Raw genomic sequence first — 22,494 nt, forward strand, 5'->3', positions numbered from 1 at the left:
GTTAAGAGCAACAGGACGCACAGCACCCACTTTATTACAGGTCTATTTTTCATTGTCGATTAAGATGTATTGAACAGAATATGCCGGCGAATTAATGCTTATACCGCTTTTGGTTGCTGCCGAAAATGGTTTTATGGATTCAGCATCGGGAGGTCCACCAGCGGCATATCTCCCGCCTTTGCCGTTTACAAAGACTTTTTGCGAAAATTCGCCATTATCACTACCACCCGTGAGTGTGTATAGGTAATAGCGTTTGCCAGGGTTGAAGTTTTCGGTTTTGATACTGATAGTTTGTTGATTCAATCCCTTATTGACGATGACCAGGCCGACCTCACCAGATGTAAATTTTGAGGCGTAAATCAATACGTCGGTACTTCCGGAAACGGATGATTCAACCAGTTTGTCACCAAAGAATTTTTGGAAATAATACATATAGTAATACACGGGCCGGGGGTTCCATACGGGTACACCAGGCTCATCACCCTTACTAAACATACCGTGATCATTGCCCTCATTATAGCCGTTCGCCAGGTCCCATCTACTCGCCATTCCGTATTTGTTTTTAGCCAATTCCCCGAGCACGATCGCCGCGTGTATGCCATTGATATAGGAGCAAGCCTGTTTGGATCCCGACGCGAAAATATTCCATTCCGTTAAGGCAATCGGTTTTAGATCCACATGGCAATCAATGGCTATCTGATGCATGTAAGCCATTATTTTAGTGGTTTCGGCAGTAGCCGTATTTAATATAACCGAGGCGGATGAATTTTGATTATAGGGTGTGTAATAGCTGTGTACGATAAAAAAATCAGCGGTATTACGAGCCATTTTAAAAAATCCCGTATTCCAATTCTTCTCTATCACTCCCTCCCATGATTTTTCCTTCAGGGTCTCGATTATAACAGCGCCGACATATATTGTCGCGCCTACCTGCCTGGCAGCAGCCTTCATGGAGTCAGCAAACACTTTAAAATGCGCTCCATATAATTGCCCTGTGATATACCTGGGTTGATGATCTTTATTTTTAGTAGTGTCAATTTGAAAACCGGCCTGCCAGGTGCCATAATTTTCATTCCCCACCTCCCAGAATTGGGTTCGCCCTTTATCATGGCGTACCCATTCCGCAGCTAAATGAGCAGCTTTCTGAACCGGGTTAGTGTCTGTACCATAACGGGCGTAACCGTAATTCACGCAAATGATACCGGTACTATTAGTCTGTTTTAATGTGGCATAATAATTATTCAGCGATAAGGTGTTTGCCCTTTCATCCCTGCCATACCAAAATTGCTCCCGTTTTTTCTCCCGGTTATCTCCGTACAGAATAGTATCAGGTACATCAGACGGTTTCTCTCCTGGAGAGGCGTTCCAGAAAAACACGTTGCTCAGATTGCCTCCCGGATACCGTAATACCTGTGGTTTTAGCGTTTTGATAGCGTTTAAAAGTGCAGGCTGACCAATAATGTTGGTCATATAAGGATTCGTATTGTTCCCATAAATATACTTTGAGACCTTACCCATCACTTTGCCCGCGTCAACACTAACCTCTACACTTGCAACAGCCTTCGGCTGATCGTATTTGATATAATTCTTAGGCATATCTGCCATTTTGGTTTGATCACCGTTAAGAAAAAAACCTTGTGTATTTTGTGCATAGACCTGATGACCTATGCATAATATCACTATAGAGAATAATTTTATTTTCATTTTCATATCTTATACCTGACCCTATTATTTCCTACCATCGGCTATTAAAAAAACAACCGAACTTGGTGGTGCGGATATCTTTATACCGCCGGAGATTGCAGCAGAACGGGCCCCCAATGTCAAAAAGTTAGCCGGGCCTCCGGCGGCTCCGGTAGGGCCATTTCCATTGATGTAAACTTTGCGGGAAAATTCGCCATTATCTTTGCCGCCTGTAAAGGTGTAATAGTAATATCGGCTGCCGGCTGCGAAGTTTTTTATATTAACGCCTACTGTTTGTGTTGCGGAGCCTTTATTGACAATGACCAGGCCGGCCGCGCCGGAATTAAACGAAGACGCATAACTTAATACATCATTGCTGGTTTGTACGGTCGAGCTAACCATTCTGTCGCCAAAGTATTTCTGGAAATAATACATATAGTAAAAGGCGGGTCTCGGGTTCCATTTACTCACACCATCCGGTTCATCTCCCGCATTAAACATCCCCATGTCGTCCCCATTACCCCATCCGTTCACCAGATCCCATCTACTGGCCATGCCAAATTGATTTTTCAGCAATTCGCCTAATACCTCAACGGCATGTATACCTGCAACATAGGATACCATTTGTTTTGCCCCTGTCGCGAACAAGTTCCACTCGGTAAGCGCTATTGGTTTTAAGGGCACTCCTCCCTGTGTAGTGGTGGTCTTCATCCAATCCATGATGGCTTTGGATTCGGTTACCGGAGAATTCAGAATTGTTGCGGCAGTTTCATTATCAGACCCGGTAAAATAGTCATGTACAATATAAAAATCAGCATAGTCACCAGCAGAGGCAAACAAACCAGAGTTCCATGTTTTATCAACAGCATTCCAGGAATTAGTGGGATCCGTTCCCACCAGTTGTGCACCAATTTTAATTTGAGCGTTTACCTCAGCAGCTGCCTTACGCATGGAGTCTGCAAAAACTTTAAAATGTTTACCATATAAGGCTCCTGTAATGATCTGCGGCTGACCGTCTTTATTCTGCGTAAGATCAATTTTCCAGCCGGCCTGCCATGGCCCACCGCTTTCATTGCCAATTTCCCAATATTTGGTACGCCCCTTATCATAGCGTACCCAGTTAGCGGCTAGGTGCGCAGCAACCTGATCGGGATGGGCGCTTGTGCCATAGCGGGCATAACTATAATTGATGGTAATAATACCAGTACTGTTTGTTTGCAGTAAGGTATTGTAATAATTATCTAAAGACAGCGTCCAACCGGCCGTGTTGGTACCTGACCAATATTCAGCGGCTACCGTATTCCCGTTTGAATCATATAAATTAGCCGGTGCATCTGCCGGTATATTGCCGTCCCAAAAGAAGACACTACTGATATTGCCGCCCGGAAAACGCAGAATGTTAGGAGAAAGTGTTTTTATATTATTGAGTAAAACAGGTTCGGTCACAATTTGACTCATATACGGGTTGGTATTATTGCCAAACAGATACTTGGGAACTTTGGCAACCACATTGCTGTAGTCGACATTGATGGTAACCGTCGCGTTACTTACCGGCTTTACGGTATCGGCATAAACCGGCGCTGAAAATGTTTTTGGTGCCCAATCATCTAAAAAAAAGCCTGCGGATTTAGCGACGGAAGGATCCGTCTGCGGAATTATTTTTGCCGTGCTTGTATCCGTTGCTACAGGTGTGACCTCGTTCTTACTATTATTTTTGCAAGCCATGAGGGCGGTAATGCAAAACAGGCTATAAAGGTATTTACTGAAAATGTTCATAGATAAATGATGTATTGAGCAGAATTTCTGCCGGTAAAAAGAGAAGCTATTTTATAGTATTGATAAATTTGGAATTATGGAAACTTAAAATAATGCCGGGGCCCGTTATGTAAGGCCCCAGACATTAACTTGGTCAACTAAAACTATCTTCTATTTTATTTTCACCACCCGAATGTTATCGATTGCTGCTTTAAAGGCTGTTACTGTGGTTAAACCATCATTGATATACCATATGTTCATACCAGTCTTGCCACTTGAACCAACTAAATCTGATATAGACGCAACCGGAGTGCCGGTGCCATTATTGGTTAAAAAGCTTGATAACGGAATAGTAACAGTTATCCAGCCGGTTGTAGTAAAAGGTGTTGTTTTACCCGCGCTGTTTATCCAGGGCCTGTACCGGGCTATATAATCAAAGCTCCCATTTGCTGCTACGAAAATAGAACCTGCAGTCCACGGAGTAGATTTAGGAACCGATAATTCAAACTTTACAGCATAACTGGATAAACTGCTGTCAATATCTGCGACCTTAACCCATTGAGCCGCGCCCATGTTAACTCCTCGACCACCATTGTACCAGGCATAGTCATTCGCAGTAAGGTTACTTGCAGTCAAGACATTATAGTAGCCGGTATTACCGGGAAAATCAGCAGAACTGTTTTCTGTATCTGACCCCCATGGATACGTATTTATGGAATCCCAGTTTTGAAATACGCCGTCAACGAAATCATGAACGTTATAAACGGTAGAAGCTGAACCGGATTTCGTTGTGACGCTTACAATGCCGCCATTTTGCGTAACGCCCGCAGGTACCGCAAGGCTAATAGTGGTGCCATCGGAAGAGGCCGTATAATTAGTAATTGCAATACCGGCATAGGTTAAACTTTTGATAAAGAAAAAGTTAAACCCATTAATTTTAACTGAATCGCCTGGACTTGCATCTTCATTAGAAACACCGGAAATTGTTGGCGCAGGGGCCACAATGGAAAAAGAAAACGTTGTTTGGCCGTGCGTGGTTACGTAAGTTATCGTATTAAGTTGTTTTGCTGGCACTATCGGAAAAGCGATAACCGCGGGAATTAAGGCAATCGCGCTGGTATCGGAAAACCAGGCATCATTAAAGGATCCTGCTACCCCATCAAAATTAATTTGCAGGGCTCCTTTTAGATTACGGCCGGAAATAACAACCCATTGCCCCGTTCCGACTTTGCTTAAAAGCGAATCACCTGGACTCGCAACATAATTACGGATATGGGTAATAACGGGAGTACCCGTACCATATTTTTGATCTTTTTTACAGCCGGATTGCGCAATAAATATTATTGCGATTAGTACAAGCAATAAACAATTATTGGCATTGTAAAGTAGCTTTTTCATGATTTATTTTTAAGAATTATTAAATGATTCTAAATGGTCTATTTATAGTAGGCTACCGGTTCCTCCAATAACTTGGGGTCCGCTGTCTGGTCATTTGCCGGTATAGGCAAGGTGAACGTCGCTTTGGTCGCCGGCGTAATGATGAGACCATTGGCTACCAGCGTTTTTGTTCCGGTACCAGGATCATAGGTAAATTGTTGCCTGACTTGTTTATTGATCGCATCTATCGCTCCCTGGGGATTATAGTAGGAAAGACGAACCAGGTCAAACCAGTACTGGCCTTCAAATGCCAATTCAACTCTCCGCTCGTTCCAAAGACTTGAAGTTGTAATACTGGTTACCGGATCAACCCCTGCTCTGGTTCTTATCGCATTAAAATACTTTAACGCCTCACCATTCGAAGTAGAAGCATTATTACCCAGTAATGCTTCTACGTATATCAGGTACACATCCCCTAACCGTATTACCGCATTATGTTCAATCGATGACCAAAGGTCCATGGTTGGCGAATTATTATCGGCAGCCGTACCAACCACGTGCTTTTTAACATTTACCCCGGTAGCGGTATAACCGCCACCTGCAGCGTTTAACTCGGGATAATGATCACCGGTTAGCATATAAGTTGCCTTACGGCGGATGGAGTCCTGTGGAGTGTATAAGTTAGCCAGATCAATGGTAGGACCGATTGCCCCTCCCCAGCCACCACCTCCGGTAATCAGGCTGCTACTGGGCGCGAATTGCGCCTGTATACCATTTCCACCACCGTAACCTACACCTGGCGCCCATTGAAACGCGAACAGCGACTCGGAATTATCATTAAATTGTGTTCTGAAAAGATTATAGTAACTTGGTAATAGCGTTAAACCACTTGTATTACAAACGCTTCCCGCGTAATAGGCCGCGCTATCCAGATCGGTTTGGTTACGGCTACCACTTTGCCCTAAACCTGCCCTGGTTAAATACACTTTGGCCAGTAAACCCTGTGCTGACCAAGTGGTTACACGTCCGGGTTGATCTGATTTGGGCAGATTGGCTGCTGCATACCTTAAATCATTGATGATAAATTTATAAACATCACTCAGCTTGTTGCGCGGCACTAAAGGATTCGCGATCAGCTTATCATTGTCTTCAATAATAGGTACCGGGCCCCATAACTGGGCTATAAAGAAATAGGAAGTGGCCCGTATAAATCTCAGTTCTCCAAGAGCCCCCGTTTTACTTTTGACAGAGACACTATCAGGAAGTTTGGTATTAATCGCCTTAATATTGATGTTACAATGAGCCACAATATCATAAAAGGATTGCCATGAATTGGTGATATAGGAATTTTGGCTGGTGATAGAAAATGTAGTGAACTGAACCAGGTCGGCGTTATAAGGCTGCAGCATATTGCCGCTCATAATGTCACCAACCCCCAATAGCGGGAAATTATTCCAGCTAAACCAGGGCTGGGCATACAGGGCAGCTGTAGCAAGCCTTAGATCGGAGCTGCTTTTATAAAAATTATCAGTAGTTAATCCGGTTAAAGGAGGTCGGTTTAAAAAATCCTTTTTGCAGCTGATTATCACCACCATGATAAACAATAAGCATATATTTAATTTAATCAGTTTCATAATCATAATTTTAATTATTAAGCGATACGTTAAGGCCAACCGTATAAACACGTGGCTGTGCATAATAGCCGTTATCAATACCCGCTGCCAAAGGGTTCCATGAACCGATCTCCGGATCATAACCTGTATATTTGGTTATGGTAAATACATTGGTCACATTGACGTAAACACGTAATGATTTCAGGTGAATTCTGTTTAAGAGGCTGTTCGAAAAGCTATAACCCAAAGCAATACTTTTGCACTTCAGAAAAGAGCCACTTTCTATATATCTATCAGAAAAACGCTGATTATCATTGCCGCTGCTTTGGCTTATCCGGGTAATATTGGTTTCCGGATTGGTGATATATACATTGTTAATATCAGATGCAGAACCGGTAGGATTTATCAGCCCTATTTTAGCGTAATTAATTACATCTGCGAAATAGCCAAAATTTTGGTTAGGGTTATTTCCGTTAACCTTTAGCTGGTTGTAAATTTTATTGCCATAATTACCGGTCATAAAAACATTCAGATCAATGTTTTTATAGGAAAATGAGTTATTGATACCATATTGAAATTTTGGCAACGGCGATCCTAAGAAAGTTTGATCATTCGCGTCAATTTTGCCATCCTTATTAATGTCCTTAAAAATAACATCACCTACCCAAACCCCGCCGGAACCAGGCGTAATGGGTATAGATCCGTTCCCGTTTTGTGATAACGCCGGGTATTTGGTAAAATCCGCCGCGTTCTTATAAATACCCAGGGATTGATAACCATAAAATTCACCGATGGAACGCCCCACAACAGTCTTTGTAACAGCACCATAAATGGCAGGGGTACCATCGACTAAGGCCAAAACTTTGTTCTTGTTTTGTGAGAACGTCAGGTTGGTTCTCCAGTTAAAATCTTTAGATCTGATGTTGACCGTTGACAAGGAAAACTCAATACCTTTATTACTTACTGATCCGATATTAACATAAGGGGCTTGAACCGCGCCCGGCGAATATCCTCCATTTGGAAACGTACCTGAATAAAAAGGTTCAGTAAGACTCAATAATAAGTTTGAAGTTTTACGGTAGTAGGCATCAACGGTAAATGTTATTCTATTGTTTAAAATACTGGCATCCAGGCCCACATTGTAGGATTTTGTGGTTTCCCATTTGATATCCGGGTTACCGGTTGTGGCCGTTAACTGTGAATTGCCTGATAAACCGGTTGCTACCGTGGTTAAGGTAGACCCGTAAGCATACTCGGAAATATTCTGATTATTTACCAAACCGTAACCGATTCTGAGTTTTAAATCGTTGATCGCTTTGATATCTTTCAAAAGCGCTTCATGATTTACTTTCCAGGCCAGTGCACCGGAGTACGTGGTATTCCATCGGTTAGCCGGCGCAAATTTTGAAGAACCATCATGTCGTACCGTGGCTGTTAGCAGGTACTTATCATCATAGGTAAAATTTGCACGCCCAAAATAGGCCTCCAGTGAACCTTGTCCCTTAGTACCGGTATTGGTTGCGGTTGTTCCATCGCCACTGCTGATGGTTTGTACATTATTACTCGCAAAATTGGTCCTTGTAGCTGAAACACTATTATTCTTAAGCAGCTGCGCCTCATGTCCCGCCATTACATTGACGTAATATTTGCTGTTAAAAGTGTGATTGTATGTTAAGTAATTGGTAATTGAATTATAAAAGTTTTGCGCGCTTGTGGACGTTCCGGAATTTGTCGTTTTAGTATAGGCGCCCATAGTATAAGTGGGGTTAAAATAATCTTCCGTAGCAAAGTCGAAATTGCCAGAAACCTCATTGCGTAAACTAAGGTCTCTTGTAAATTGAATCTCGGCATAAGCATTGCCGAATAACTGATACCTGCTTTTAAAATCTTTTACGATGGTAGCTATCGCAAACGGATTGGTTCCTATTGCTCCATAAATATTGGGATCATTACCACCCCAAGTACCATCAGGATTGACCACATTTACATCGGGCGTCTGATTTAAAGCCTGAAGAATTACCCCGGTATTGGTCGTGGCCACATTTTCAGCAACGTGGGCCAATTGTATGTTGGTACCTATTCTTAACCAATCGGTTGTTTTGTTATCAATATTTGCTTTAACGGAAGTTCGTTTAAAATCGGAACCTAAGGCAATACCCTCCTGTGAAAAATAGGTACCCGATAAATAATATTTAGTACGGGCATCGCCGCCGCTAACAGCAACGTTGTGATTTAGCATAGGAGCGGTCCGGTACAAGGCTTTTTGCCAGTTGGTGCCTACACCCAGATATTGAGGGTTTGCAAATTGTGGCCTCAGGTCGTAACCTATAATGGTCCCCTTTTCGTTCATAAACGTCGCGTACTGACGCAAATCCATCACATCATAATACTTGGGCAGTTTTTGCCAGCCTACGTATCCATCATAGCTTACCTGGGGCGGGCCTGAAACTCCCTTTTTAGTGGTGATAATAATTACACCATTTGATGCCTGCGATCCGTATATAGCTGTTGCGGATGCATCCTTCAACACGTCTATGGAAGCGATATCTGATGGATTAATGCTGGATAAGGGATTTGTGCCATTGCCCGGAATGGGCGATTGAGCGTTGGGCGGGATCTGTATCCCGTCAATGACATAAAGCGGCGGCGAGCCAGTAAAACCACCAAGGCCCCGTATTTGTACATTGACATCACCACCAGGCTGACCTGAGACCTGTTGTACTACCACTCCCGCTACCCGTCCCTGTAAGGCCTGATCAATTGTTGTAGGTTGTGTTTTTACAATATCAGCAGCGGTAACAGAAGATACTGAACCGGTAAGATCCCCGCGTTTTTTGGTACCGTATCCAATAACCACTACCTCATTTAAATCGCTTGTTGATGGTTTAAGCGCTACATTGATGGTGCTAGTCTGTCCAATGTATATTTGCTGGGTGCTATAACTTACAAAGCTAAAGATCAATACGTCTCCGGACTTTGCACTGATGGTGTAACTACCATCTATCCCTGATACCGTACCTGTTGACGAATCCTTAACTCTAACATTTACACCGGGTAATGGCTTGGAATTATCAGCACTGGTTATTTTTCCGGTAATACTATGGGTTTGGGCATAGCAGGTAAAAGAAAAGAATATCAACGTAAAGAAAATCCAGTAACGCTTTCCGGTTACTTTTCTTTTTAATTTCTTCTTCATTTTTTAAATAGCTAAAATTTTAGGGTTGGTGAATAATTGGTTCAAAAAAATTTGTGTAGTTTGATTAATTCGTTGATTAATACTTCCGGGCATAAACTACTATGCCCAAATTGACTCGTACTTCAATGGAGAAAAAAACAGGCATACCTATCCCTGGGGTTATTTTACATCTTGTCAATCACTAACAGATGGATATTCAAAAACCCTATTTTCGCGCAGTAAAACTTGCAGACGATATCAAATCCCGGAAATAATAATGGAGATAGTAATTATTGATTCATAATCATTTTAATAATTTAGTTAATTAATTGGTTGCAAAAAATGCGTTGTGCACGCAGTATAATTGGTTGTTTATAACGGGAGGCAAGTTACTTATACACAGGAATAAACGATGGATAAATTGTTACAGTTTAGGGATAAATTAGTTACAATCAAATATTTTCAAATGACTAGCTATCAATTATTTAACCAATAAAATGCCAAAAAACAACATTTGAATCATTCATAAACTCCCACTTTATTTGCTACGACAATTTAATATAAAACCCACCGTGTGCCGGCCTGAATCTGTATCACTTAATCCAATAAATTTGAAGACTTGTAATAAGGAATGAGCGTGAATTTCAAATACTACCTGCGTATATCATCCGGGCCGGTTTATTTATTCTTTTTCAACTCATTAAGGTAGTCAGAAGGCAGTATAGAAAACTCCGACTTAAAAGCCTTTGCAAAATATTTGGGGTTATTATAACCTACCTGGTAAGCAACTTCCGCGATAGTGAATTCATTCATTTCTAATAACTGCATTGCCCTTTTAAGACGAATCGATTTTATAAATTCAAGGGGCGCTTTTCCCAAAAGGTTAAAGACCTTTCTGTATAAAGCTACGCGACTCATATTTACTTCTCTACTTAACATTTCAACAGAAAAATCAGCATTAGATATATTTGCCTCAATAACGGCCAATGCCTTTTTCATAAATTTCATATCCGGGCCTTCAATAACCACCGCGGAGGGCTCGACTTCAATTTGTTTCTGGTAGGTTTCTTTTGTTGACTGCTGATATTTAAGCAGGTTTTTGATCTTAAAATGCAACACCTCGAAATTAAAAGGTTTGATCATATAATCGTTAGCACCGGTTTCCAACCCAATCAGCTCCTGCTCTCCAGCTGTAAAAGCAGTAAGCAATATAAACGGAATGTGTTCTGTACGTTTATCGCTTCGTATTTTTTTACAGAAATCAATGCCATTAATTTCAGGCATGTTAATGTCACTTAATATTAAATTGGGATGCAGTGATAGTGCTTTTTGCCAGCCGTCTCTTCCGTTAGCTGCTTCAACCACATTATAGCTTCGGTTTAGATCTTCTTTCAGGTAAGTTCTAAATTCCGGGTTATCTTCAACAATTAAAATGGTTATTCTTTTATCCTTCTTTTCGTAAACTACCGGTTCTGTCTTTATTAATTGAAATGACATCGACGGGATATTTGCTTCATTCCTATTTAACTCTTTTGAAAGCTTTAACGGCAATCGTACTATAAACGAGCTTCCTTTTCCGGGTTCACTTTCTACCGAAATAACTCCACCCATCAGGTTTACAAACTCCTTCGTTATTGCCAAACCAATTCCACTACCCTGATTGATCATAGAGGCCGGCATAATATTCTGAAAAAAGCGCTCGAATATCTTATCGTGCTTTTCTGCCGGGATACCGATACCGGTGTCTTTTACATGTATCTCTAGTAATGTCATGTCCGCCATATTTGATTCAAGCAATTTAACGGTAACATTTACACATCCGGATTCATGTGTAAATTTCAAAGCGTTTGATACCAGGTTGAAGAGTATTCTTTCGATTTTATCTTCATCAAAGAACGCCATGCATGAATCTGTTTCACACTCAAAACCAAACCTGATCTGTTTTTTATCCGCAAGCGTACTAAACAGATCACAGGTGTCCCTGATATTTTTTATAATATCAGCTTCCTTTAAATCTATTTTAAACTTTTGCAGCGATAATTTACTAAAGTCAAGCAATTGATTGATCATATTTAGTAAACGCTTACTGTTTTGATAGATCATTTGCAGTTTGCGATGATTACTTTTATCGTCCGCCTCTTTCAGCATACATTCCACAGGCGCCAATATTAACGATATGGGTGTTCTGAACTCATGACTTACATTAGTAAAAAACTCTATCTTCATTAAATCCAGTTCATGCATGCGCCGGGCTTCCTCCCGCTCACGTTCAAGCTCAAACTTCGCTTCTATTTTTTTTATCCCACGTTGTCTTATGTACCATAATGAGGTTAAACATGTTAATAAATATAATAAGTACGCGAACCTGGTTTTCCAGAAGGGGGGTTGTATTCTTATGGGTAAGGTTAATGGAAGGCTCGTTAAACTACCATTATTACTGACAGCTCTAACCTTAAATACATAGTTACCTGGATCAATATTAGTATAGGTAGCTTTCCTTGTTTTATCATCATTTTTAATCCATGCCTTATCGAAACCATCTAATTTATACTCCAGCTTAACCTTCCCTGAATTAAAAAAATTAAGATCAGCAAAGCCTATTGAAAAAGAGTTCTCATTATATCGAAGTGCCAAGTCGCTCGTTTCCGTTATTGATTTAGAGAGGACAACATGCCCATTAACTGCTTCTCCCGGATTAAGAGTTTTATTAAACATCTGAAAGTCAGCTAAAGCGGGCATAGGCGCGCTTTCAACATAACCGATATTTTCAGGTAAAAACATATTAAATCCTTTCGCTCCGCCAAAAATCATTTCTCCTCTCTTTGTTTTTAACGCTGCATTTACATTAAATTCTCTTCCCTGTAGACCATCAGTTTCATCAAAACTTTTAAACTGATACCGGTAGCTTCCATTAAATGGGGTTAAAGTAATGTTGCAAAGCCCCTTAGGTGTGCTTAACCAAATGGTATGGTTATTATCTTCAAGCGTATTCAGCACCATATTATCCGGAAGCCCGTTTTCTTTTGAAAGAACCGAGAATTTATTCCTGGCCGGATCAAATATATTAAGTCCCTCAAGTGTACTGATCCACATCAAACCACGGCTATCCTGGTTAATACTGGTCACATTGTCCATGTTCAGGCTATTGGGATTTTTATCCTCATGGATATAATGTATAAAACGATTATTCTTTTTAAGCAATACGTCAACGCCATAGTAACTCCCAAACCAAATATTCCTGTCCCGATCTTCGAAAATGGATGAAATAAAAGCAGAATGGACAGAGTTTGGCTGGAACGGTTTATAATGTTTAAATATGTTTTTGCTTCTGTCCAGCATATTCAAACCACCCGTGAAAGTTCCTATCCACAATCGATTGCCGGAATCCTCCAGGATTGACCATACCCTGTCATCTGATATAGTAGTACTGTCCCTATCATTATGCCGGTAGTGTGTAAATGTTCTACCATCAAAACAGTCAAGCCCGCCAAAATAAGTGCCTATCCATAATTTCTTCTGGTGGTCAATACACAAGCTGATGATCACATCATTGCTTAAACTATTCGTATTTCCCGTTTCATGTTTGTACTGGGTATATCTACCCGTTTTCCGGTTGAAATAAGTTAATCCGCCACCATTGGTGCCAATCCATAAATTACCCAAATCATCTTCCACAAACTTATTGACATCCTCAAAGCTTAAACTATTGACGTCAGAAGCAAAGTGCCGGTAGACTGGAAATTTAATTATGTTTTTATGATAATAACTGATACCCCGCTTATAAGTACCAAACCACATAATTCCCATATCATCCTTATAGACCACGCCACTATTTTGCGCGATAGACTTGCTATCATCCTCCCGGTTTAATAAATAACGTACACTAAAATCCTTTTTATCTATCAGGTTAATACCGCCATGATCCGTCGCTACCCAAATGATACCCTTATCATCTTGTGTTATGTTATTGATTATATTGGTATTTAGTCTTGCACCGGAAGTTGTTTTATCCAAATGCATAAAAGTATGTTTATCAGGACTAAAATAATAGACCCCTAATGAGCTGTTTCTGGAGTATAGCCACAAATCATTATCTCGGTCAACCGTAAGTGAATAGTTGTAATTTGCAGCAACATTGGCCTTGCTCAACAGATCAGAACGAAAGGTAACTTTTTGTTGGAAGGTGTTAAACTTTTCCAGAACTCCGTCATGATATATAAACCACATATTACCTTGTTTATCCTCATCAATACCCATGACAATGTCGCTGTATAAGGACTTATTGAAAGTATGCGAGAAATGCCAGGTTTTGTGTCTGAGCGGGTCATATTTATAAACACCATCATTTGCATATAGAAACCAGTAATTGCCCTTGTTATCTTTTTTTATCGAACTCAATCCGTAATTGGGCAGGTGTAAGGATTGTTCCTCAGGTATGAGATCATGCTCAAACTGTTCGGTCAGCGGGTCATAAATATTAAAACCGTTCCGGGTTTCAATCCATAGTTTAGCTTCCGGGCCTTCACAAATATTGACGATACAATCATCATTGAGGGAATGTGGATTACGCGTATCGCGCTTAAATACCTTAAAGGTATAGCCATTATACTTATCAAGACCGGACATGGTACCAAACCACATAAAGCCCCGTTTATCTTTATAAATACAGTTGACCTGATTGTTTGAAAGGCCTTTATCGATATCAATATTCAAGAACTGGTACTGACCATGCTGTGCTAAACCAGCTTTAGATGTAAAAAAAATGACAGCGTAAACTATAAGTAGTTTTGGGCGCATAGAGCTAACAATAAATATTAAAGAGGCAATAAATAACAATTGGTGTCATCTCCTCATGAGATGACACTAATGTAACTTTAATATTTTAAATTGTTAAAAAAACAATTAATTTATAATTTTATATTAACCCTTTTCCCTTCGTACTGAACTACTTTATTGGCTTGCGCGGTAATTTTTAAGTTGGTGCCTTGCTGTTCATTAACCAGCACTACATTAAATTTGTGTGTTTTAAGCATTCCGGGAAATTTACCCTGGGTATCAGAAATAGTTAAACTGTGATTTTTATCATCCCAGGATAAAGTAAAAGTAGCATATGCTCCTTTTTCATAATCATAGTTATCATTTTCATCCTCATAGAACTTAAATATCCCATCTGTCCCAGGGTAAATACGAAGCTCAATTGGGCTACCAGGCTTTTCTGTTGCATACTCAACATCAGGCCCCATCGGTATTATTGAGCCTGCTTTTACGTATAAAGGCATAATATCAATGGGTGAAGCGGCATCTAATGTTTGCCCTCCCTCGTATTTTTTGCCCGTCCAGAAATCATACCATTGGGTTGCTGCCGGTAAATACACACTGCGGGTAATTTTGCCGGCGGCGGCGTTACTACCTGTATACAATTGTTCGGTAACAGGATTTACCAGGAATGCCGGCCCAAACATATATTGATCAGCGATACTGTAAACTTTAGGATCGTTCCGAAAATCGAAGCTAAGTGCGCGCATCATCGTATAATTATCTGTAGTTACTTTTCCGGCCAGCGAGTAAATATAAGGTAGTAAGCGGTATCGTAATTTATCATAGTTCAACAGTATAGCTTTGGTTTTTGCATCCCAGTTATCTGAGAACAATGCTCTTTCACCTTTGCCATGGATACGGAATATAGGGCAAAACGTACCAAACTGGAACCAACGGGTAAATAGTTCCCGGTTTTCGGGCTTTGACCAATCGGCAGCTTTCCAGTTCAGATGATATCCACCGATGTCAGATGTCCAGTAAGGTATACCTGAGGCACAAGCATTAATACCCTGCGGTACTTGTATTTTATAGGATGCAAAAGTACAGCTAATATCAGACGACCATAAGGTTGTGGCATTGCGTTGCTGCCCCGCAAAAGCTTGCCTTACCAGGAAAAATGCCCGTTTGCCGGGAATATCTTTTCGCCAGCCACCGTAAATGCCTTTAGTGTGTTCTAAAGAGTAGGTGTTAAAATAATCTATTCCCCTACCGCTGTAAAAGGTATCCTTACGGCGCTCATCAAGCAGGGCGCCATTATCCGGCTCGCATTGATCAACCCACCAGGCATCCCAACCATAGCATTTCACTAAACTGTCACGAGCCTGCTCCCAGTATAAATCCCGGGCTTTGGGGTTATGTGCATCATAATAGGTATCAAAAGTGCGTGTAACTACATTATCCCAGGTAATATTGGTTAAATAGCCTCTACTTTTAAGTGCATCAAAATTGTGGGTTCCTTTACCAAACACAGGCCAAATAGAGATCATGGCATGTAAGTTTGCCTTATGCAGTTCATCAACCAAAGCTTTTGGGTCTGGGTATCTTTCGGGGTTCATGACATGCGAACCAATAGGCAATGGATCCCAGTAGTACCAGTCCTGCACAATTGCATCAACCGGGATGTGGTTATTGCGGTAATTATCTTTCACTTTTAATATTTCCTGCTGACTCATGTACCTGTCCTGAGATTGAAAAAGGCCGAATGACCATTTAGGAAACATAGGAGCCTTACCGGTTGCTTTACGGTAGAGATCAATGATGTGGTCAAAATCGGGTCCGTAAAAAAAGTAATAATCAATTTGTTTACCGCTTTCCGAAACGTATTTGAATTTGGTATTATTAGCCTCGGCTCCGTAAAAGTTGGATGCCGAATAATTATCCCACAATAAACCATAACCCTTGGTGGATAATAGAACGGGTATAGCGCCTGTCATATACTTAATGGCCATATCCTGGTTACGGCCTTTATAATTAATAGACAAAGAATCAACCGGATGACAACCCAAACCAAATAGAGCCTCATCCTGGGGCGAGCAAAATTGGGTTGTACAGTTGTAGGTGTTTATGCCTGCAATAGTTGCTGCCAGCATTGATTTATTTTCTGTTTTATCCTCTGCTGTAATTACTTTTCCGGTTATTGTGGTGTAAGTAATAGCCTCGGTTATTTTATTAACCACAACTTTTAATGCGCCGGTATTAATCACTACATTTCCATCAGACTCCGTTACTGTGAAACCAACACGGGATGCCCAATTGTTATTCACAACCAGTGATGGCGATTGTGAAAACGATTTCAAAATGGTGTATTTTACTTCAATAATATCGTCACGACATACTTTTATTTTCATCAGTCCCTTATCCAGTGAAAAGCTAACCCCATCAGCTTCTTTTTTATAGGATATGATATTCGCGCTAACATTTTCAGCTTTTAGCCAAAAGCCGGTCAGTAGTATTAAAAACAGGATTAGTTTTTGCTTGAGCATAATTTGAGTTTATATAATTTATATCAATTGGTATGTATGGCGTTTTATTTACTAAGCTCCACTGTAAACCCCTCCGTACAATTTGGTATCGCCGGTGATACTTAATAACAGTTCTTTAGTGCCCATCACTATCTTTCTAGCACACTTATTAAATATTATTACAGATGTGGAATTAGTTTATAGCGCGGCTAAATTATGCGGTTTTATTGGTGTACTACTTCCTGTTATGTTTAAAAATAGGTAGCGAAATGTTAACTTCAGCTGCGTAGCAGAGGTATTTTCACGCTTTCTGGTCAGCTTATATCAATTTGCCCTATAGGCTAGGATTTCTCGATACCCCTTATTTGTTGCTTACAAAAATATATTTGATTACAAACCGTTTACGTGTTCACAGTTAAAGGTCTACTTGATATCCTCTTCATTTATCTCCTGCTTGTTCAGGTTATAAAACGGAATAAATCTGAAACATTTGAATACCTATTTATTAACAAAAGATACCTATGGCGCAAACTGCTTAAGATTATTTTTGATCGTCAAAAATACTGATCCAATAGACCAATAAACCAATTTACCTTTTACAACCGAGACAAAGGGCATTTGATTTCATTTCGCAATCGATTGTAATTCTTTACAGTTTTTCATTAGTGTTAATACAACAATTAATTACCTTCAAAATCAAATTAATAAACTTCAAACCATCAATTATGAGAATGAAAATTACTAACCTGACAAGGCTGTTAAGACCAGCCAAATTACGGCTCCTGTTTCTGCTACTGGTGTCTATGAGTACATTGTCTGTTATGGCACAAACAACCCCTGTTAAAGGAATAGTAACGTCGTCGGACGATGGCCGTCCCCTACCCGGTGTTACCGTAGTGGAAAAAGGAAAACAAAATGGAATTATTACCCAGGAGGATGGTTCTTACTCCCTAAACGTATCAGGAGACGCTACCCTGGTATTTTCGTTTATCGGCTTTGGTAAACAGGAGATAAAAGTAAGTGGTCGCAGCCTGATTAACGTTAAACTACAGTCAGATAACCAGGCGCTTAACGAGGTCGTGGTGATCGGTTACGGATCAGCGAGAAAAAAGGATCTGGTTGGCTCGGTGAATGTAGTGGCCGCAAAAGATGCCGGGGCCAATACTTCAACCAGTGCATCCCAATTATTGATCGGCAAGGCTCCGGGTGTACAGGTAGTCAATACCAATGGCCTACCAGGCTCAAATGCCCAGATCATCGTGCGGGGTACAGGCTCTTTTACAAGTGTTGATCCCTTATACGTAATTGATGGTATACAAGGTGATGGAAACCTGTTTAATACTATTAGCCCAAATGACATTGAAAATATCACCGTATTAAAAGATGCCGCTTCCATAGCCATCTATGGTGTTGCCGGTGCCAATGGGGTTGTCATTATCACTACCAAAAAAGGTAAAAAAGGTACCACACAGGTGTCTTTTAACTCGCAGGTAGGTTCTTCATCAGCCTGGAAACAACTTGATCTGCTCAAAGCCAATGATTATGTTAACCTGATCAAAGATATCGTTGCAACGAACAAAGGCACATTACCGGCAAAATTTAATACGCCGGATGTGCTTGTTGACCGTGTAGACTGGCAAAAGGCCATATTTAAGACAGCGTTGAGTACCCAAAATGATGTTAATGTGAGCGGCGGCAGCGACAAGGTATTGTATAACATGTCATTGGGCTACAACACGCAGGACGCTATTGTAAAAGACTATAATTTCAGAAGGCTGAACAGTCGTTTTTCATTGGATGAAAAGCTTGGCCGCTTTCATTTCGGGCAAAGCCTGAGTGTGCGGTACACCACCACCAAAGGGCAGGCGGCAAGTATTGTAAATGCCATAACCTATGCACCTTACAAGCCAATTTATGATCCGTCTGTTTTGGGTGGTTATTCCATCGTTACCAATGTTGATGATAACAGCAATGTACCAAACCCACTGCAGAATTTAGGCGTTCAGACGCTTAGCAGTAACGACCTGGTACTATATCCCCAGGTATTTGGAGAAGTAAATATCTTACAGGGGTTAACGCTCAGATCTCAGCTGGCAGCTGTGTATGGCAATACCACAAGTGATTCTTATCAGATACCCTACGTGGGATCAAATAACCTGGGTAATAGCCGTCAGGCAGGAAGAACTTTCAATACCTACTCTAATTACACATTTGAAAACTACCTGTCCTTTAACCGCACATTTGGCAAACACAATATATCGGCCACAGTGGGTACCAGTTACATCGACGCAGGAACGAACAAATATCTGAATGTATTGGGTACGGGTATGTTAACTGATAATGTAAAGGATATTGGAGTTGCACCAACCATTGCCAGCCTGGGCAATTCCACCAATTATTATACGCAGTTCGGCCGGGCCATTTCTTACTATGGCCGCGTGATATACACCTTTAATGACCGTTATATATTATCAGCCAGTATCCGCCGCGATGGCTCCTCTAATTTCGGGCCCCAAAACCGCTATGGTAATTTTCCGGGTGTAGGCTTTGCCTGGCGCTTTATTGACGAAGATTTTATCAAATCAACATTCCCGTTTCTTAGTGACGGCAAACTGCGTATAGGATACGGCCGCAGTGGTAACAACAAATTTGGATTAACCAACACCCAGGTATTTGCTTTTGCTGGTAACCCGGCAGGTAACTTGGTATATTCTTTAGGGCAAAATGAAACTTTTGTTAATGGGGCAACCGTCGCCTCTATCGCTAACCCTTTGCTCAAATGGGAGCAAACCGCGCAAACCGATGCGGGTATTGACCTCGGTTTCCTGAACAACAGACTCACCGTAACTGCTGATTATTATAACCGGAAGAGTACCGGTTTATTGGTAGCTATTCCCATACCAACCAGTTTGGGCATTGGAGGCTTAAGCGGGATCGGCAGCACTGAAGTAGTTAACGCGGCCGATGTGCAGAACAGGGGTATTGAACTACAGGTAAGCTATCAGGCTAAAATCAATAATGATCTTGGGTTTAACATCAGTGCCAATGGCGCATATAATAAAAATAAAACACTATCATTGGGCGCACAGTCTCCAACCCCGATTATATCAGGAGTATTTGACAACCTAAATGGTATTACCTTAACCAAACCGGGAATACCAGTCGGTGCCTTTTATGGCTACCGGGTTGATCATGTCGCTAAGGATCAGGCCGAAATAGATGCCTTAAACGCAGTCGCCATCCAAAAATCCGGTGGAAAAACCACTGTTTATCAACCAGGTTTGTTACCGGGTGATTTTATATTTAAAGACTTGAATGGTGACGGTGTAGTAGATGACAAAGACCAACAAGTATTGGGAAGCTCAATGCCCAAATATATATTCGGTTTTAACGCAGGTGTTACCTATAAGAATTTTGATCTGAACATTGTTATTTCCGGCGTTGCGGGGGTACAACTGGTAAACTCATTGAAATTCTTTACCGAAAATGCTTCAACCGGGCATAATGCGACCACAGCGATCCTCGGTCGTTGGGAAAAACCAGGTGATGTGGCAACATTGCCCAGGGCTGCACAGAATGTGACTGCATCAGGCAACTTAAGGCCATCTGACTTTTTTGTTGAAAACGGTTCTTATCTGCGGGCACGTAATATAACATTGGGCTATACCTTCACCAAGGCTGCCCTCAAATCTTTCTCGGGTAATGTACTGAGCAGGTTGAGGGTCTATATCGCCGCGCAGAATCTGTTTACCATAACCGGTTATAAAGGATATGACCCGGAAGTAAGCGCCCAGGGTAGCAATGGCGATTACATATTTAACCGCGGTATTGATGACGGGCAGATTCCACAACCGCGTACATTTTTGGCAGGAGTACAAGTTGGATTTTAACTACAGTAAAACATTAACGATACGAACATGAAAAAATATATTAAATATCTGATAGCCGTATGTGTAACCCTTACGGCAGGAGGATGTAAAAAAGACCTGAACCTGGTGAATAAAAGCGCTTACACCTATGATACTTTTTTTACCAGCGACGCGGCAATTAACCAGGGCGTAATAGCCGATTATGCTACTTTTCTGCACGTTGGTTTATGGGCCAGGGAGTGGTATTATATCTTTGATTTAATGGGTTATGATGCCAAAAATGACGCGGCATTGCAGGGAGATCTATTGGGACTTGCACAGTACAATTTCTCTGCAAACCAGCCTCAGCTGGATGCCATGTGGGCTTCGTTGTACCGGATGATCCTGCGATCAAACGTGGTAATTAACCGCGCACAGGCCTGGACTCCCGCCAATACTACCGAACAAGCCCATCAGAAGCAATATATCGCCGAAGCTAAGTTTTTGCGCGCTTATGCCTATTTTAATCTGGTTAACTTATATGGACGCGTACCGTTGCGTACAGATTACCAACCGCAACCCACTTCTGATCAAATTAACCTGCCACGTACCGCCGTTGCTGATATATGGGCTTTTGTAGAAAAAGACCTGAAAGATGCGGAAACCGATCTTCCGCTCTCCTATGCAGCTACCGATTATGGCCGGGCTACTAAAGGAGCCGCTACCGCATTGCTGGGCAAATCATATCTATATGAAAAAAAATGGACAGATGCCGTTGCTGAACTGACTAAATTAACTCAGCCTCCTTTTACCTATGCATTAGCACCACAGTATAATGATCTGTTTGATGACCCTAACCAGGATGATCCAGGCAAAAACCCGGAAACAATCTTACAGGTAATGAATCAGGCATGGACTGACTGGGGCATTGGTAACCAATATTATCTATTTGGAGGAGAGGAAGTATGGGGAGGTAAGGCAACGCACTCTGCGCGCGCGCAGGAATATGGCTTTAATGACTGGAGCAATACATTTATTACTACAACTGCTGTAAAGGCATTCACCTATCCCAATCCGCAAACCAACGCCACTTATGTTGATCCGCGTGCCGCTTATACCTTTTATGGGGATGCAGCCAGTGGCGGTCAAACAGCATATTGTCAGTCATGCGCTATCAGTTCAAGTATCCCCAAAGTACCCATTCCATATCCTTATAAATATGATGCCAATGGCAATCTTATCACAGCGACCACCGGCTACCATTGGTTAAAATATGAATATTATAATAAAGTAGAATCCTTTGGAGGCCCGCAAAGTGGTATCAATGGCCAGGTAATACGCTATGCCGATGTATTATTAATGCTGGCCGAGGCGTACATACAACAAGGAAATACGGGTGGTCAGCCGCTGGCATTGATTAATCAGGTGCGTAGCAGACCGAGTGTAAATGCCCCGCTGTACACTTCATTAGGCGGTCAGTCACAAGCCATGACCATACTAATGCGGGAAAGACAACTGGAATTAACCGGCGAACAATCGCGTTATTTTGACTTGATTCGCTGGGGTATAGCCAAGCAAACCATTAATTCGGAAAGGCAAGCAGAAGATGGCACGCAGCCATTTCAGGATAAAAATGTTTTATTACCTATTCCTATATCTGAAAAAAATGCCAACCCGAATGTAGCCAAAGATATCGGTGGAGATTGGAACTAAATTGTGCTATAATATCAAATAACAAAAAACCGGCTATTAAATATAATTGT

General features: G+C 41.3%; 9 protein-coding genes. 2 read left to right on the forward strand and 7 right to left on the reverse strand.

The features are described from left to right. Nucleotides 1-42: 42 nt before the first annotated feature. From BW976_RS27500 to BW976_RS27530, 7 genes are all read right to left on the reverse strand, one after another. Nucleotides 43-1,704 (reverse strand): alpha-L-arabinofuranosidase, encoded by a 1,662-nt coding sequence (locus BW976_RS27500; RefSeq protein ID WP_139332451.1) that lies wholly within the window; start codon nucleotides 1,702-1,704, stop codon nucleotides 43-45. Nucleotides 1,705-1,728: 24 nt separating this feature from the next. Beyond that, on the reverse strand, nucleotides 1,729-3,459 hold the full coding sequence (locus tag BW976_RS27505; RefSeq protein WP_076378669.1) for an alpha-L-arabinofuranosidase: 1,731 nt from the start codon (nucleotides 3,457-3,459) through the stop codon (nucleotides 1,729-1,731). A gap of 150 nt (nucleotides 3,460-3,609) precedes the next feature. After that, nucleotides 3,610-4,836, reverse strand: a complete 1,227-nt coding sequence (locus BW976_RS27510) for a glycan-binding surface protein (protein ID WP_076378671.1) — start codon at nucleotides 4,834-4,836, stop codon at nucleotides 3,610-3,612. A gap of 38 nt (nucleotides 4,837-4,874) precedes the next feature. After that, on the reverse strand, nucleotides 4,875-6,449 hold the full coding sequence (locus tag BW976_RS27515) for a RagB/SusD family nutrient uptake outer membrane protein (protein ID WP_076378698.1): 1,575 nt from the start codon (nucleotides 6,447-6,449) through the stop codon (nucleotides 4,875-4,877). Between the two features lie 10 nt (nucleotides 6,450-6,459). Continuing rightward, a complete protein-coding gene (locus BW976_RS27520; protein ID WP_076378673.1) occupies nucleotides 6,460-9,624 on the reverse strand; it encodes a SusC/RagA family TonB-linked outer membrane protein in 3,165 nt (1,054 codons plus the stop codon). A 657-nt stretch (nucleotides 9,625-10,281) separates the two neighbouring features. Continuing rightward, on the reverse strand, nucleotides 10,282-14,400 hold the full coding sequence (locus BW976_RS27525; protein ID WP_076378675.1) for a hybrid sensor histidine kinase/response regulator transcription factor: 4,119 nt from the start codon (nucleotides 14,398-14,400) through the stop codon (nucleotides 10,282-10,284). 110 nt (nucleotides 14,401-14,510) lie between these two features. Then, nucleotides 14,511-16,904, reverse strand: coding sequence for a glycoside hydrolase family 31 protein (locus BW976_RS27530; RefSeq protein WP_076378677.1), 2,394 nt, complete (start codon nucleotides 16,902-16,904; stop codon nucleotides 14,511-14,513). Nucleotides 16,905-17,608: 704 nt separating this feature from the next. On the opposite strand from BW976_RS27530, the gene BW976_RS27535 reads away from it, so the two are divergent. Next, entirely contained in the window at nucleotides 17,609-20,773 is a 3,165-nt protein-coding gene (locus tag BW976_RS27535) for a SusC/RagA family TonB-linked outer membrane protein (protein WP_084192372.1), read from the forward strand. Nucleotides 20,774-20,800: 27 nt separating this feature from the next. Then, nucleotides 20,801-22,444 carry a RagB/SusD family nutrient uptake outer membrane protein gene (locus BW976_RS27540; RefSeq protein WP_076378680.1) on the forward strand — a complete coding sequence of 548 codons (1,644 nt, stop codon included), beginning with the start codon at nucleotides 20,801-20,803 and terminating at the stop codon, nucleotides 22,442-22,444. Nucleotides 22,445-22,494 lie beyond the last annotated feature (50 nt).

Origin of the sequence: Mucilaginibacter lappiensis, from assembly GCF_900155965.1 — a bacterium.
GTDB lineage: Bacteria > Bacteroidota > Bacteroidia > Sphingobacteriales > Sphingobacteriaceae > Mucilaginibacter > Mucilaginibacter lappiensis.

Excerpts from the sequence above, each read along its gene's own strand:
- BW976_RS27510 (WP_076378671.1), bottom strand. The coding sequence starts at position 4,836 with ATGAAAAAGCTACTTTACAATGCCAATAATTGTTTATTGCTTGTACTA.
- BW976_RS27505 (WP_076378669.1), bottom strand. The coding sequence starts at position 3,459 with ATGAACATTTTCAGTAAATACCTTTATAGCCTGTTTTGCATTACCGCC.
- BW976_RS27500 (WP_139332451.1), bottom strand. The coding sequence starts at position 1,704 with ATGAAAATAAAATTATTCTCTATAGTGATATTATGCATAGGTCATCAG.
- BW976_RS27515 (WP_076378698.1), bottom strand. The coding sequence starts at position 6,449 with ATGAAACTGATTAAATTAAATATATGCTTATTGTTTATCATGGTGGTG.
- BW976_RS27520 (WP_076378673.1), bottom strand. The coding sequence starts at position 9,624 with ATGAAGAAGAAATTAAAAAGAAAAGTAACCGGAAAGCGTTACTGGATT.
- BW976_RS27525 (WP_076378675.1), bottom strand. The coding sequence starts at position 14,400 with ATGCGCCCAAAACTACTTATAGTTTACGCTGTCATTTTTTTTACATCT.
- BW976_RS27540 (WP_076378680.1), top strand. The coding sequence starts at position 20,801 with ATGAAAAAATATATTAAATATCTGATAGCCGTATGTGTAACCCTTACG.
- BW976_RS27535 (WP_084192372.1), top strand. The coding sequence starts at position 17,609 with ATGAGAATGAAAATTACTAACCTGACAAGGCTGTTAAGACCAGCCAAA.
- BW976_RS27530 (WP_076378677.1), bottom strand. The coding sequence starts at position 16,904 with ATGCTCAAGCAAAAACTAATCCTGTTTTTAATACTACTGACCGGCTTT.